Below are 15,368 nucleotides of genomic sequence, written 5' to 3' on the forward strand. Positions count from 1 at the left end.
TATATGATAAATTAAGAGTCTCAATGGAGGCTCTTTTTTTATGCGCTAAATAAACCATTTTCAATCAGAAAGGATTCTTATGAAAACCAAAGCGAAAGATTTGACCATTTGGATTACCGGCGCGTCTAGCGGTATCGGCGAAGCATTATCACTTGCCTTTGCCAAACGTGGTGCCAGCATTATTTTAAGTGGCCGTGATAAAGCTAAATTAGAGACAGTCAAAAATCGCTGCAAAAACAGCAAAAAGCATATCGTCGTTCCCTTTGATATCGCCGATGCCGCGCAAGCAAAAGAAGCCTATAAAACAATCAAGGCTAAAACTGAAAAAGTGGATTGGTTGATTAATAATGCGGGCATCAGTCAACGCGCGCTTATCATGGAAACGACCGAGGAAGTTGAACGTAAGCTGATGGAGATAGATTATTTCGCGCAAACGCGGCTGACCAGACTGGTATTGCCCGATATGATTGCGCAAGGTGGCGGCAAAGTGGTCATGATATCGAGCGTGGCAGGTTTACTGGGTACCCAATATCGCGGCGCTTATGGTGCTGCCAAAGCCGCTATCCATATGTGGGCAAACAGCTTGCGCGCAGAATTGCATGACCAAGGCATCGAGGTCGCGACCATATTCCCAGGGTTTATTCAAACCAATATTTCTATCAATGCCTTGACTGGTGATGGTAGTGCGCAAGGGACAATGGATGACGCCACCAATAAAGGTCTTACTGCGACCGCCTTTGCCAAGCAAGTCGTCAAAGCCCTGACTAAGGGTGAAGAATATGTCATCGTTGCTGGCAGTAAAGAAAAGCTTGCCACTAGAGTCAATCGTTTATCGCCGCCGAAGCTATATAAGCTTATTCGTGAGTCACAGGTTAAATAAAAACAGGCAGGTTCAATCGTATCTTCTCGAGTCGTAGTTATTTAAGTCGTACGTTAGTCGTAAATTGGCCTTATCGGTAACAAGGGGTGTAAAATAGGCGACGCTTAGCTTGCTTAGTTTATTACCTGCAAACTAACGCCCCCACTCACCCCTTCGCTTTATCAAGCTGTGATGACTTATATGACAAATTTAACCACCTTTCTTACTCCTAACAAACCCCTAAAATCCGCCTCTTTAACCATCATTGCTATCAGCTCTGTACTCATGCTTAGCGCCTGCCAGCAAAAGCCCGATTACGACAATCTTAGCGGCGAGACCATGGGCACCAGCTACCACATCAGTTATCAATTACCCAAAGGCGCTGATGAAGCTGCCATACAAGCAGCAATTGATAAGCGCTTGCAAGATATAAACGACAGCATGTCGACCTATCAAGCCGACTCTACTATTTCTAAATTTAACCAATTAGGCAAAGATACGCCGATTGCTATCGACGCCGATTTTAGCCATGTGTTGCAAGCCTCAAGGCAAGTTTATGAGCTATCGGGCGGCGCTTTTGACCCAACGGTAATGCCTTTGATAGAAACTTGGGGCTTTGGCAGTACCATGACGGTTGAGCGCTTACAAAGTCCGCCAACGGCGCTTGAGATTGCGCAAGCAAAAGCTTTGGTCGATTTTGACAGTGTCATTCAAAAAGATGACAGCATTTATAAAACCAAAGACGGCGTTGGCCTTGATTTTTCGGCGGTGGCTAAAGGTTATGGCGTCGACGTCATTGCCGATGTGCTTAAGAACACTTATCAAATTCGCAACTATATGGTTGAGATTGGCGGCGAAGTGGCGACTTCAGGCGTTAGCGCCCAGCAGCAGCCGTGGCAAATCGCTATTGATGCACCCATTGAGGGCAGTACGGTAAGTACTCGGCAAGCAATGGCGATGATTCGCCAGCCTATCAATAATGGCGCTAGCATGGCGCTTGCTACTTCTGGCAACTATCGCAACTCCGTTGTTTTCGATGGTAAGCACTATAGCCATACTATTGCCCCAACCACAGGTGAGCCAATCGTAGGCGGTGCGCCATCAGTAACGGTCGCTGCAGAAACGGTGGCGCTGGCGGATGCGTGGGCAACGGCCTTGACCGCCATGCCTTATGAAAAAGCGCTGGCTACGGCGAAAGAGCATGATATCGCAGCTTTATTTGTGATTTTGGCAAAAGGTGTTGCAGCAGACACGGCGACCGACAGCGTTGATGATTGGCAAGTGGTCGAAACGCCGGCGATGAAAACCTTACGCGCCGATAAAAAGTCTTAGTATCAAACGTCTAGACTGTAATAACCTGCTAAGCACAAACGGGCGAGGCAAATTTTTGCTATACTATAAGTAAGTCATTGCTTAGATGGCTGCTTCATATTTTAAACGAGAGGTTATCTCTATGCTTAACCAATTGCTTCCCATGCTTGCTGTTACCTTTACCGTCTTTATGCTGTTTTTTATCTTTATGGGCATCGGTTATATGGTCAAAAAAAAGCCGCTTAGAGGTTCGTGCGGTGGTGTGGCAAAATTGATGGGTGATGAGTTTTGCTCATTTTGTGGTAACGACCCTAATAAATGCGAATCGCTGGTTGGCCAGCAGCAAGAAACCGCGCTAAAGGCTGCGCAATTAGGCAAGTCGGTATAAACCTGCTATTTGTTACCATACGTTGGTAGTATTTAGCCGCCCTCTATTCTTATAATAGCGTCGAGTCCTTTGCAATTAACCTTGCAAACTAACGGTGACTGACGCTATTTTTACTTTAGCGTTTATATAAAAGCCTTTTTATCATAAGCGCTATCAGCAAAGCCAAAACTTCACTATTCATATACTAACTTTACCCTGATAAATGGGGTAGCAAGTTCATATGACTTGCTTTCTGCAAGTGTTTTTATACTCTATATTCTAATATGTGGTCTTGAGCGCCGTCTTATCGACGGGCTTTGGGGTTATTTATAAGTGCTGCTGCGTCAGTGCTTATAAATGACGTGTCCTTTTTTTATTTTAATAGTCGTGCTGCTATGTCTACCTCTCCTAATTTGCAATCTGATATACCGTCCCAATCTCAACCAGATGCGCCAGCAAACCTAAAGCTGCCCTCATCGCGCTTTATTTTTTGGCTCGTGCTATGTGCTATGGTTTTATTGGCGTCCAATATGCGCGCGCCGATTGTGGCGCTGGGTTCTATTGCACCGGTGGTACAAGGGGCGCTTGATATCTCCGAAACCCAAATTGGTTGGCTTGGTGCGGTGCCGATGCTGACCTTTGCGCTTGGGGCTTTTATTTCCCCTACGATTGGGAAGCGTTTTGGGCTTGAAAATACGCTGATCACGATGATTGCATTATTAACCGCAGGTATGGTTATTCGTAGCGTCATTCCGACTTGGATTGGCTTTTTAAGCGGCACCTTACTATTGACATTGGCAATTGGTTTTGCCAATACCCTTGCTGCTCCGGTGATTAAGCAGCGCACACCGAACCATATTCCGCTGATTACTGGTTTCTTTAGTCTTACCATGACCGTCTCGGCAGGGATTGTCGCAGGCGTGGTTTTGCCGTTATCTGAGCAATTTGGCTGGCAATGGGCGCTGGGTGGCTGGTCGATTTTAGGCTTGTTTGCCTTAATCATTTGGGTAGTGCTACGGCTGCGTTTGGGTTCATCAAATCATCAGCCCATCAAACCGCTTGCGGCAGGCGAGAAAGCGCCATCGCACATTTCGATGTGGCGCACGCCGTTTGCTTGGCAAATTGCGGTATTTATGGGCTTACAGTCCTTGCTTTTTTATACCGTTGCCAGTTTCTTACCGTCGATATGGCTAAGTAAAGGGTTGTCAGCGGTGAGCGCGGGGCAAATGGCTTCCGTCTTTCAATTTATGGCACCGGTCGCTATTTTAAGCTTAACGTGGCTCGTCAACCGCGGCCGTCCTATACAAGCGCTGGCCATCTTTGCTGCGTCACTAAACGTGCTCGGCGTCTTGGGTCTCACTTATCTGTCTGCCGATTATGCTTGGCTATGGTCAGGACTAATGGGCATGGGCTGCTCGGCGATTTTCACTTTAAGTATGATGCTGTTTTCGATGCGTACTTATACCGCCAATCAATCAAGCGAGCTGTCCGGCATGGCGCAAGCTATTGGTTATTTGATTGCGTTTTTTGGTCCACTTGGCACCGGTTGGTTGCACGAAGCAACGAACAACTGGGATTTACCGTTATTCATTATGCTGGTATTGATGATTATCAACGTGGGGTTTGCTTGGCTGGTCAGCCGCCCAGTCATGGTCGATGGTAAAAAGATTTAATTTTTATCTTCAATCAATTAACTTTTGTACCATATTGCGGCTTACCTGATTCTGCTAGACTGACTTTATTGTATTTAGGACAGCAGAATCATGATAAACATACCCTCTCGCCTACCGCAGCGTTTGCTTACGGTCGCCGCCTTGAGCCTCGCAATCGCTATTAGCGGTTGTCAACAGCAGCCTGACACTAAAACGGCTGATAACACTCAAAATAATAATCCGGCCGTCAATACGACAATGGCTGAACCTCAAACACCAGAATCTACTCCATCTAAGCATTCAGCTGAGCAGCAAGCACCTTTAACCATCTTGGCACTGGGTGACTCGTTAACTGAAGGGCTTGGCGTTGACAATGATGCCAATTATCCGGCGCAGCTAGAAGCTCGCTTACAAGAGCTTGGCTATAAGGACGTCAAAGTAATCAATTCAGGCTTGAGTGGTGAAACCAGTACCGGGCTTGTCAATCGACTCGATTGGGTGTTGCAGACCAAACCTGATATCACCATTTTGACCATTGGTGCCAATGACGCCATGCGCGGTATCGATGTGGCAACGGTAGAAGCCAATATTCGCACCGCTATTAAGCGCTTACAGGATAATGGTAGCGAGGTTATCTTAGGCGGCATGCAGATTTATGACAATCTTGGCGCTGACTACGTCGAATCGTTTGCTGCGATATATCCAAGGGTGGCAAAAGATATGAATGTGACGCTGATTCCATTCTTTTTAGACGGTGTGGGCGGTGATGCAGAATTAAACCAAGCCGATGCCATTCATCCAACCAAGAAAGGCTATACTATTATCGTTAACGACAATATTTTGCCAATTCTGCAACCTGAAATCGAAAAGCTAGAAGCAGCCTATACCGATACGGCAACGAAACCTAGCACGCCTACTGAGACCACCCAATGACCGCTACAGCCAATAACAAAGCGCTACTTACCGCCTCCAAGCTGAATAAAACCGTTCAAGTCGGTGAGCAATCATTATCCATCATTAAAGACGTCGATATCCATGTCGATGCGGGCGAGTTTGTGGTCATCATGGGTAAATCTGGCTCGGGCAAATCGACTTTGCTCGGATTACTAGCAGCGTTAGATTATCCTGATAGTGGCTCGGTTGAGTTGGCAGGGCAAATGTTAAGCAGCCTTGATGAAGATACGCTGGCGGTCATTCGCCAACGTGAGATGGGATTTGTCTTTCAATCGTTTCATCTATTACCGACATTAACTGTTGCTGAAAATATTGCCTTTCCGCTTGATATTGCCCGCCGTCCGAATAAAGCACGCGTCAATGAATTGATTGCAGCGGTTGATTTAGGGCATCGGCGTGATAGCTTACCTAACCAATTATCAGGTGGAGAACAGCAACGAACAGCAGTTGCCCGTGCGTTGGTATCGCAGCCAAAAATCGTCTTTGCCGATGAACCAACCGGTAACTTAGATGAACAAAATGCCAAGCAAGTGATGCAGCTGTTATTAGATTTACGCCAGCAAGTTGGCTCTGCACTGGTGGTCGTCACCCACGATGCCGCACTAGCGGAGATGGCAGATCGTGTCATTACCATGCATGACGGTATGATAGATGGATCAAAAATCAATGGATAACATGGATAATGAGTCGACTGATTCGCGTGGCATCATAAGCCAACTATTTAATCGTCTGTTAATTTCAAAAAACTTGGGCGCGCAAGCCTTAAGTCGTAGCTGGTGGCAGCGCTGGATATACCCCGTCTTATTCTTAATCACGCTAGTTCTTTCGCTTGCCACTTACCTGACTTTAGATTCTATTCAGCAATCGGTTGATACTTATATCAATGATAATCAGCGCGCGCTCGTTGGCGGCGATTTGATTTTAAACAGTAAGCAAGATTGGCCAAGCGAAGTATTAACGCAGGTAGAGACGGTTACTGATACACAAATAGTATATGACTATCAGTTTAGCGCGATGGTGGTGACCGATGAGCAAACCTTGCTTGCCAGCGTCAAAGCCGTCTCTCCGGCTTATCCCTTATACGGAGAAGCTGAGCTTGCTTCGGGGCAACCATTATGGCAGCAATTAAGCGCTGCTAATGTCGTCGTCGCGCCTGAAGTACTAAACAGCTTAAACGCCAGTGTCGGTGACCAAATCACCATTGGTGATGCTGAGTTTATTATTAGTGATGTGCTGACCAAAGAGCCTGACCGTCCACTGACTGCCTTTGGTTTTGGTGGGCGGGTTTTGATGCATCAGGATGCGCTCGCGGCGACCAATTTATTAGGACAGCGTAGCCGTATTAACTATCGTATTGAGTTGGCCGGCGCGCCTGAATTAATGGCCGTGCAGCGAGATAAGCTGACGCAAATACTCAATAATTATCCTGATATTGAGCTCTCTGATGCCAAGTCAGCAGATACCTCTGTCTCGCGTATCTCTGACAACGTTTTGATGTTTTTAAAGCTGCTCGTCATTGCCGTATTGTTATTATCAGCCGTTGCGATGTACGGTGTCATTACCGCTTTTGTGACCAAGCAGCAGTCTAGTAATGCCATTCGCTTGGCATTAGGTGAGCCGCTTAAATCCTTAAAACGCAGCTACTATCAGCTATTGATTGTTACTACTATCATCGCCTGTGTGGCCGCGGTTATCGTGAGTTTTGGCTTACTTAAAGTCGGTCAGCCGTATCTGATTGCTATCTTGCCAGCGGATGTTGGTTTAGCTATTAACCCAATTAGCGCCATTAAAACCATTATTATCGCGCTAGTGCTGACCTTGCTTATCGCTCAGCGTGGTTTAAGCACGTTAAGTAGCACCAAGCCTGCGACTTTGCTTAATCAAGGTGCAAGCACAAACTCGCAAAATCTGCCGTGGTATCGGAGTCTGCCGTTACTTTGGTATGGATTGATGCTAGTTGGTCTCTATGTGTTTTTCGCTTATGAAGTCAATTCTCTGTTACTAGGTGCGCAGCTGTTAGTAGGCTTAACTGCCTTCGTAGCGATATTTTGGCTATTGGCTCGCGGTTGGTTATGGCTGCTGACTAAGTTTGCCAAGCATTCTAATATCAGCTGGATGCAGCGTATTGCTATCCATAACCTTGCCCGTAAAGGCAATCAGTCAGCATTATTTTTTGTCACTTTATCGCTGTCAGTGGCGGTTTTAACTTTGATTACCACGCTCAATCATAGTATCAATGCCCAGTTTATTAATGCCTATCCTGAAGATGCGCCCAATTTATTTTTACTCGATATTCAAAGCGACCAGCATGACGAGATTAATAATATTATTGCTGCCCCTGTCAGCTATTATCCTGTCATTCGTGCGCGTGTCGTCACGGCTAATAATATACCCGTACAAGATATCGAGCCTGCTGACGGCTTTGATGACCCGGCGCGGGTCTTTAATTTGAGCTACGCCGATACGGTGATGGACACTGAATTCATCACTGATGCGGTAGAAAACGACAAGCTTTATGCCCCTATTAAGACTTCAGATAACGACCCAGCACAAACCGTTGCGCCCTTATCGATTTTGGATACGGCAGCCAGCTTGCTAAACGTCGGTATGGGTGATCAGGTGCGCTTTAATATCCAAGGGATTGAAATCGTCGGGCAAATCACCAGTATCCGTTCGCGCTATGAAAAAGGACCCAGTCCCTATTTTTACTTTTTATTTGAGCCTGAAGTGTTAGCAGCTGCGCCGCAAATCCAATTTGCCACCGCCCATGTCGCAGCGGATGATATTCCAAAGCTCCAAGGTCAGTTAGTACGCGAGTTTCCTGCGGTAACGACCATCGACGGCACAGCAATCGCGCAGCAAGTCCAAGAATTGGTCGTACAAATGAGCCGCTTGGTTTACGTCTTCACCTTACTGGCATTGTTAACAGGCATCATGGTTTTGATTAGCTCGCTACTGTCTACTTCGCAAGACCGCATGAAAGACAGCGCCTCATTTAGGCTGCTCGGTATGCAAAAGCGCGACCTCTATATGCTCAATATCTTAGAGCTTAGCATACTTGGGATTAGTGCCGCTTTATTTGCGGCTATTATCGCTAATATCGGTGCTTGGGCCGCTATTACCCAATGGTTTAATCTGCGCTTTAGTGTGCCGTGGACAAGTTTGGCTATTGGCGGTGTGGCATTAGTCGTATTGCTGTTTGCCATTGCCATTATTTATGTGAGGTTGGTGATTGGGCGCGGGATTATGGCGCGGGTTCGGGCGATGATTTAGGGGTGAAAAAATTTCTAGCATTGCAAAGTCCCTAAACAGGGGCTTTTTGATTCGATATTATTTGCAAGTCTAAGTTTGAAGATAAATTAAACAAAGCACTGTTTCGGTATAACATAAGAGAGAATTTCTTAATTCTTGAGCCTTTCCTAAAAACTGTGTAACTATCATTTAGATTGTAGAAATACTCACACGAAATTTAGGAAAGGCTCAGCTTTGTTGCCGATTACAACCATTTGGTTAGCTCTACCAGTCCAGCAGCTCAAGACCCTAAGATGTGGGAGTTTGAAATGATTAACCGTCTTAAAAAAGACCCTACACAGTTTAATAAACGTCCTATCAAAGAGTACCTTGAATATTAGGCCATATAAGTCTGTTTGGTTTTCTAGTGAAGACTTGAATGGTGGTAACTATCTTATGGCTTTTGTAAACTTATGTTCGTTTATTATGTTAAAATCTATGTCTTAGCGATATTTAGGACGATACTATGGCAGCTTATATCACCGTAGGCGCAACTACAACTCATGGCGGTAAGGTGATTAGTGGCTCACCACACACGACTCACAACGGTATTCCCATATCGCGTAAAGGCGATAAAGTCATTTGTAAAAAATGTAAAAAGGGGACGCCTCGTTTATTGTCGATGGTGCACCCATTGCTCGCGCAGGAGATGTGACCAGCTGCGGTGCTAAACTGATCGCGGTTCAGCAGTCGTTCTGTGAGTCTGATTTTGAAGTGATGGGCGTTGAGCAGCCAGCGCCTATACAATTCCCTAAGTCTGATCCAGAATCAGTGTTTTCTAGCTTTGCAGCGCCTAAAGACAACCAACCATCAGAGTCTGATAACAACGATCGAGATATCTTATTTGTCAGCTTTACGCCTTTTGATAATGAGGATGATGCAGCTGAGGGTACTCTTGTAGCAGGTAATACTTATGCTGGTGAACCTAACGAAGGAGGGGGAGGTATTGATAGACCAGCATACATATCTGGTACGGCTGGTACTCCTGAAGAGCTTCGTTATCAGGCAGAACTTGAAGCTATGTATATACACGTTGGTGGTGACGAAACAAAATTTCGTGAAGGCGTCAAAAAAATTGCAGCAAGAGATATGCTCGCTTTTGATATATTGACACTACCAGCAGGATTCGCGGTTAAATCTGCTCAAGCAGCTGTCAAAGCTGGACAGTATGTCATCAGGAGTAAGTTTTCATTCCCTATGAAAAGAGTAGTAGACTCAGCTAAGATAAAGAGAGCTGAGAACTATAAAAAATTTAGTCCTAACTGGTCGAAAGGAAGTTTAAAAGACAGTCATGAAAAATTTACACCAAATGCAGAAGGTGTTCTTAGTAAAGATGGTGTAAAGACAAGATATACAAGCGATAGTCATACTATTATTAAGGATAATGAAAATAATTATTTTAGAATATACGACAATACGCGAAAACAGTATGTTTCACCAAATGGTAAACCTCCTCCTACAGGTGGATTGAAAGGGAAGGAAGCCAAAGATCATATGCAAAAGCAAACACATTTAAGGAATACAGACTAATGAGTTATGAACCTAATTACCGCTTTTTTTGCCTACCTGTTGACGTTAATATAGATGATTACGTTGAAACAATAGATTGGGGAAATGATAATTTAGAAGCTGATACCGTATTACCCCTTACTACTGATGAAGTCGAGTATTATCATGCGCAAGGGTTATGGCACACGATCTCTGAACAGACTGGTGAACTACTAGAACCAAGCGAAGACGACTCTATACATGATATTGAAACGATTGAAAAGGTATATGATGCTTTTTTAAATATGGACACACCGAAGGATAAAAATATTGAAAAGATGATTTATATCTTGAAATATGCAATTGACCATAATAGAGATCTATTTATACATATTTGATGCTTGCATATAATTTAAAACGTCGGTAGCAAACATGTCGGAGGATGAATAGATTAAGAACAAGAAGTACTCCATTTTTATTTAAATTTCAGGTCACAAGTTAGCCAAAAACCATAGGGCGTTAGCGGCCATGCCCTATATCTTTGCTTTGTTGTCGCTATAATTCTGCTTAAAGTTTACCAACTGTCAACCATCCTAATCATTGGGTAGTCTGGACTGACCAGCTACGTAATAGTGACAGTAGTTCCATAAGAAGTGATGTAAAACCCTCTGATGCTATCAAGCTAAAATTATTTACATGGGGAGAAATCGCTAGACCTCTTAAGTCAGACTTAACTTTTTCAGAGTTTCAAAAATATCATTTTCAAGCAATTGTGGTCGGAAAAATAAAATGATAAGAAATTATATAGAGCCCATCCCAGATTCTGTGTAACTGCCATTTAGATTAAATGCTTACTGATACGATCATCAAACATAATCATAAAGCGATTCAGAGCAGACGTCCAGTTACGGATTGGCATCGACCACCTTGACGATGCCTGCTGGGTTGCCAGATATACTACCTTGAATGCTGCTTGATCAGACGGGAACACCTTACGCTTATTCACTGCTGTCCGAATCACACTGTTTAATGACTCGATGGCATTGGTGGTATAAATCGCTTTTCTGATGTCTTTAGGATACTCAAAGAACACCGTGAGGCCCTCCCAGTTATTACGCCAAGACTTGATGACATGCGGATACTTATCCCCCCAAGTCTCATCAAAGTGTTCAAGATTGGCCTCTGCCATCTCAAGGGTATCAGCGCCGTAGATGGCCTTTAAATCAGCCGCTACGGCCTTTTTATCCGTCCACGGCACAAACTTCATTGAATAGCGCACCATGTGTACGATACACAGCTGAACCTGTGCCTTTGGATAGACGGTGTTAATGGCATCAGGGAAGCCCTTTAAGCCATCGACACAGGCAATGAGGATATCTTGTACCCCGCGGTTTTGTAGTTCAGTGAGAACGCCTAGCCAGAACTTAGCGCCTTCATTCTCTGACAGCCACATGCCAAGTAACTCTTTTTTACCATCAAGTCCCACGCCTAAGGCCAGATAGATCGCCTTGTTGATAATCTGCTTGTCTTGGCGTACCTTAACGACGATGCAGTCCAAATAGACGATAGGATAGACGCTGCTCAATGGCCGGTTCTGCCATGCGGTGATGTCGTCTATGATGTTATCGGTGACTCTTGAGACAAGAGAGCTTGAGATGTCGACATCGTAGAGCTCTTTAATGCTCTCTACAATCTCGGTGGTGGTTTGACCCTTGGCGTATGAGCGAGGATCAGCAAGTGTCTGGGAGACACTTGCCCGAAGCGCAAGACGTAAGGCTAAGCCTGTAGTGAAATATGATTTTATCATCGAGACCTGAGATACGGGTTTGATGCTTACTAACGAGTACAGGCTCAAAGCTGCTATCACGGTCTCTTGGGGTGGAGATTTCAAGATCGCCTGTGTCACTGCGGACGGTCTTTTTAGTGTGCCCATTACGCTTATTAGGTTTATCCGCCTTTTCATGCTTGGGGTAGCCGAGATGGTCTTCCATCTCAGCCTCTAAGGCAGTATCAATAAAGGATTGCATGAGCTGCTTCTGAAAGTCTTTGATGTCATCGAAGCTGTTCATGCTACCAGCCATTTGCTCAGCCAGTTTTTTAATGTCAGATTGAGTAGTCATTGCTTATTCTCCTGTTAGGGGATTATAAGCAGTTACACAGTTTTTAGGAAACTCTCCAAGCTTCTAGAGGGAAAACCCCTGCGTATTGGCTAGAAGTATCTATTTTATAGTTATATAAGCTTAATATTATAATGCTGACCTACGCTATCACATACACAGACTGTAATACTCATGCTGAGTATTACAGTCTGTGTAGCGCACCGATCACAAATAAAATTTGTATGGTAAGTACACTGGGACTATTTCTTAGCCCACAGCCAAAGATTCAAGTCCTCACTAGAGAACTATACCAGTAAAAACGCCTGATCTATTTCACTAGGATTTGAGCAAAGGGCTTTAAGTTGATATCTTTTACATATTTTCAGACTTGTTCTTGGTTGGTGGTACTGAGTAGGTTCCCACAACATGGGCAACTAATTCGTCAGATCCATCTGAGTATAAAGAAACCTCACCTACGACTAGACTTCTTCCAACTTTTAGCAGTTTGCACTCAGCAATAATGAGTGATTTTGCAGTTGGTTTACGTAAAAAGTTGATAGTTAGACTCGTGGTTACTGCTAATGGTACTATGCCAATTCTACCTAAGATAGCCACATAAAGAGCCACATCAGCAATTCCCATCATTACAGGTCCCGATACAGTACCTCCAGGTCTCAAATCATCTAAACTGATATCATGGGATAAAATTGACCCACTGCTATTTACTGCCTCAATCTTGTACTTTGCTTGAGGGAACTCAGACTTCATGAACTCAGCTATCTCTTCCTTGGTTGCTGACATAGGGCTTCCTTTAATCTAACTGTTATTGGTACCTCTATCCTATCCTAACTTTCCCCCTTACTACGATAAAAAGTTATAGAACCGTTTTAGTTCAGAGCACTAGTTTTAAAGTCCTTGACGATTTGCTGAGAGGTATAGGCTAATGATAGCTTATCAGGTCCTTTCACTGGTTCAGTCCCACTGTAAGAATTGAAAAAAGACAATTAGCTAGCATTTGAGAAAGATTAGTGTGTATATTGACTGATTAACTATAAAAACTAAGGGCGCAGGATTGGATAATAATAGATTTCTCATACGAGCAATTGAAACTGCTGGTTAAATTTTTATGTTGTCTGCGATGGTTGCCGCTAGATTTTTTTAAACATGCTCTAGTTTGACTTCTATCCTAGAACACAAACTGTCGGTTGTACGTCCAGTTTTTACGGGCTTTCTTATTATGTATTTTTCTCAATATCAACACCCGCACCAACAATCAGTTTTTATTCCGCCTAACTGATGTCTTTTTAGGGTTCGTCATTATGATGAAGGTGTGCTGATTTTTAGCAGACCATCAAAAATTTAAATCATCGAGCGACTCAATGCCAATGACTTTACCTGCTATCAATCCCCTAACAAATCCTTTTGTCAGCTGCTCGTTCTCTGCTTTGGTTGTTTTCTTGCTGTCGGTATCAATCGTAACCGCGTCTAACCAGTCAGTGTTAACAGTAGGGTCTTGATGATAAATTACTTGTCTTGCTTGCTCTGATTTATACAAAGTTATTTTTCCCTTAAATCGTGATTAGTGCGTTGTAAGGGCGTTGAACTCTTAGTCGTTTCCCAAGTGTTTTAGTGGTCTATAGACTTCTCTGATTGTATTTTAACATCATTTGCGTATTGCTATCTTGGTTTGAATATCAGGTTCTAAGTTGTCCGAAAATAACTAAAAACCAGTATCGTTATACGATAGAAAATACTATCACAACTAAGAATAGGTTGTTAAGAGCTGATCATAATGTCGTAAGCCAGTAATAAGACGCGCTAAAGCTGCTCGTTCTAATTGCAGACTGTCTTGATTAGCTGTATTATATAGACTGTAATCTATATATTGGTTTTTATATGTGGACTGTCATCACAACAGAGCTGTTCAACCAATGGTTTGATCAGCAAGATGAATCAACGCAAGAAAAAGTACTGGCAGCTTTGGTGGTTTTAGAACAGCAAGGTCCAAGCTTAGGTCGCCCTTTAGTGGATACGGTGTATGATTCGAAATTTACCAACATGAAAGAGTTACGTGTTCAGCACAAAGGTAAGCCACTCAGAGCCTTTTTTGCCTTTGACCCAAAGCGGCAAGCTATTGTGCTTTGTATTGGTGATAAGGGTAATAGAAAGCGTTTTTATAAAGAAATGCTAGCCACTGCAGACCAACAGTATGAGTGTCACCTCAGAACTTTAGGAGATTGATGATATGACTAAGACATTACAAGAGATGTTAGCTGAGCGCTCTTTAGACAGCCGAGCGCGTATTAAACAACTGGCAGAGCAACTGCTTTTAGAAAACCAGCTGTCTCGTATCCGTGAAGAGTTAGAGATCTCTCAAAAAGAGCTGGCTCAAACCATGGGTATTAAGCAGCCTTCATTGTCTGCTATAGAAAATCGCGGCAATGATCTTAAAATATCGACCATGAAAAAATATGTTGAAGCTATGGGTGGTAAGCTTCGTATCGATGTTGAGCTGCCAACAGGGAAGCACATAGGTTTTAATGTGTAATAATGAATTCGAGTGATTCAAACGCTAATAAGCCACCCTCTTATGGTTGGCTTTTTTTTATTAAAAATATGCTAATAATAGTACGCTTGAAGTGGTTTTACTGCATTAGTCTATTTTAAACAGTCTATCAATGGGCTTAAAGGGTGATATAGCTGTTTCCGCTCGGGTATAGCCGAAATGAATCAGTAACTTAATGCCAGATTGAAAAGCTTTTCCTAAAAATTGTGCAACTGCTTATAATTCAATAACAGGAGAATAAGCAATGACTACTCAATCCGATATTAAAAAACTGGCTGAGCAAATGGCCAGCAGCATGAGCAGCTTAAAAAATTTCAGAAAAAGGTGTGATATTTAAGTATTATTTACTACAGCTCCATAGCTATACTGGAAGTTATTTAACCTGCGCTGTTTCTAATAAACTGCTATCTTTATCGAATAAGCAGTCGACGATAATGAGCGGGGCCGCATCCAAGTTATCTTCAGCATAGTAATGTGTTATGACTTCAAAGTTACCATTATTTAATCGTCTGTAGTCTGTGTTTTTTCGTTTAATGTCCATAGACTTAAAGCCTTTAAGCATGGGCTGTACTGCTTTCTGGCACTTCGTTAGCAATGCAATCTTTGATGTTTTTTGAGCTTGTTCGAGTTCAGTGTTTCTTTTTTTATCAGATGGGTTACTGCCATTTTGAATCCAAATATAAAATGCTGCAAATGTAATAATAGACAGTCCTGTCAGTGTCTCTTTTTTCATAATATGACTCGTTTAGCAATAGTAGAATAAGATATTTACCAACATACA

15 protein-coding genes and 2 pseudogenes are annotated in these 15,368 nt (G+C 43.4%); 13 read left to right on the forward strand and 4 right to left on the reverse strand.

Features of this window, described 5'->3' with window-relative positions:
- Positions 1-79 precede the first annotated feature (79 nt).
- From JMX70_RS03785 to JMX70_RS03825, 10 genes are all read left to right on the forward strand, one after another.
- On the forward strand, positions 80-880 hold the full coding sequence (locus JMX70_RS03785) for an SDR family NAD(P)-dependent oxidoreductase (RefSeq protein WP_201589708.1): 801 nt from the start codon (positions 80-82) through the stop codon (positions 878-880).
- Between the two features lie 180 nt (positions 881-1,060).
- Positions 1,061-2,191: an FAD:protein FMN transferase gene (locus JMX70_RS03790; RefSeq protein WP_201589710.1), complete on the forward strand. Its 1,131-nt coding sequence runs from the start codon at positions 1,061-1,063 to the stop codon at positions 2,189-2,191.
- 121 nt (positions 2,192-2,312) lie between these two features.
- Positions 2,313-2,558 (forward strand): (Na+)-NQR maturation NqrM, encoded by a 246-nt coding sequence (gene nqrM / locus JMX70_RS03795; RefSeq protein WP_201589713.1) that lies wholly within the window; start codon positions 2,313-2,315, stop codon positions 2,556-2,558.
- A gap of 374 nt (positions 2,559-2,932) precedes the next feature.
- On the forward strand, positions 2,933-4,210 hold the full coding sequence (locus tag JMX70_RS03800; protein WP_201589716.1) for an MFS transporter: 1,278 nt from the start codon (positions 2,933-2,935) through the stop codon (positions 4,208-4,210).
- A gap of 90 nt (positions 4,211-4,300) precedes the next feature.
- Complete coding sequence (locus JMX70_RS03805) at positions 4,301-5,122, forward strand: arylesterase (RefSeq protein WP_201589719.1); 822 nt, start codon at positions 4,301-4,303, stop codon at positions 5,120-5,122.
- The gene (locus JMX70_RS03810) at positions 5,119-5,817 is read left to right on the forward strand and encodes an ABC transporter ATP-binding protein (protein ID WP_201589722.1); all 699 of its coding nucleotides are present in this window, start codon (positions 5,119-5,121) and stop codon (positions 5,815-5,817) included. Before JMX70_RS03805 ends, JMX70_RS03810 begins: the two co-directional genes overlap by 4 nt.
- Entirely contained in the window at positions 5,795-8,416 is a 2,622-nt protein-coding gene (locus JMX70_RS03815) for an ABC transporter permease (protein ID WP_227671161.1), read from the forward strand. The genes JMX70_RS03810 and JMX70_RS03815 overlap by 23 nt, the downstream gene beginning before the upstream one ends.
- A 484-nt stretch (positions 8,417-8,900) precedes the next feature.
- On the forward strand, positions 8,901-9,089 hold the full coding sequence (locus tag JMX70_RS12450; protein WP_265089124.1) for a PAAR domain-containing protein: 189 nt from the start codon (positions 8,901-8,903) through the stop codon (positions 9,087-9,089).
- A complete protein-coding gene (locus JMX70_RS12570; RefSeq protein WP_265089125.1) occupies positions 9,086-9,964 on the forward strand; it encodes a hypothetical protein in 879 nt (292 codons plus the stop codon). Before JMX70_RS12450 ends, JMX70_RS12570 begins: the two co-directional genes overlap by 4 nt.
- On the forward strand, positions 9,964-10,320 hold the full coding sequence (locus JMX70_RS03825; protein WP_144297952.1) for a DMP12 family DNA mimic protein: 357 nt from the start codon (positions 9,964-9,966) through the stop codon (positions 10,318-10,320). The genes JMX70_RS12570 and JMX70_RS03825 overlap by 1 nt, the downstream gene beginning before the upstream one ends.
- Positions 10,321-10,760: 440 nt before the next feature.
- On the opposite strand, the pseudogene JMX70_RS03830 reads toward JMX70_RS03825, so the two are convergent.
- The 3 genes and pseudogenes from JMX70_RS03830 to JMX70_RS03840 form a co-directional block, all read right to left on the reverse strand.
- Positions 10,761-12,042 (reverse strand): annotated as a pseudogene (locus JMX70_RS03830) (IS256 family transposase).
- Between the two features lie 351 nt (positions 12,043-12,393).
- The gene (locus JMX70_RS03835; RefSeq protein WP_191690772.1) at positions 12,394-12,822 is read right to left on the reverse strand and encodes a PaaI family thioesterase; all 429 of its coding nucleotides are present in this window, start codon (positions 12,820-12,822) and stop codon (positions 12,394-12,396) included.
- Between the two features lie 550 nt (positions 12,823-13,372).
- Positions 13,373-13,576, reverse strand: a complete 204-nt coding sequence (locus JMX70_RS03840) for a hypothetical protein (RefSeq protein WP_201589725.1) — start codon at positions 13,574-13,576, stop codon at positions 13,373-13,375.
- A gap of 341 nt (positions 13,577-13,917) precedes the next feature.
- On the opposite strand from JMX70_RS03840, the gene JMX70_RS03845 reads away from it, so the two are divergent.
- The 3 genes and pseudogenes from JMX70_RS03845 to JMX70_RS12700 form a co-directional block, all read left to right on the forward strand.
- The gene (locus JMX70_RS03845; protein ID WP_201589728.1) at positions 13,918-14,262 is read left to right on the forward strand and encodes a type II toxin-antitoxin system RelE/ParE family toxin; all 345 of its coding nucleotides are present in this window, start codon (positions 13,918-13,920) and stop codon (positions 14,260-14,262) included.
- Positions 14,263-14,266: 4 nt separating this feature from the next.
- Positions 14,267-14,569, forward strand: coding sequence for a helix-turn-helix domain-containing protein (locus JMX70_RS03850; RefSeq protein ID WP_068408813.1), 303 nt, complete (start codon positions 14,267-14,269; stop codon positions 14,567-14,569).
- A gap of 262 nt (positions 14,570-14,831) precedes the next feature.
- Positions 14,832-14,912, forward strand: a pseudogene (locus tag JMX70_RS12700) (transposase); the annotation flags it as partial.
- A gap of 48 nt (positions 14,913-14,960) precedes the next feature.
- Here JMX70_RS12700 and JMX70_RS03855 read toward each other — a convergent pair.
- Positions 14,961-15,320, reverse strand: a complete 360-nt coding sequence (locus tag JMX70_RS03855) for a hypothetical protein (protein WP_201589731.1) — start codon at positions 15,318-15,320, stop codon at positions 14,961-14,963.
- Between the last annotated feature and the right edge of the window lie 48 nt (positions 15,321-15,368).

This window comes from Psychrobacter pulmonis, assembly GCF_904846465.1.
GTDB classification, from domain to species: Bacteria; Pseudomonadota; Gammaproteobacteria; order Pseudomonadales; family Moraxellaceae; genus Psychrobacter; species Psychrobacter faecalis.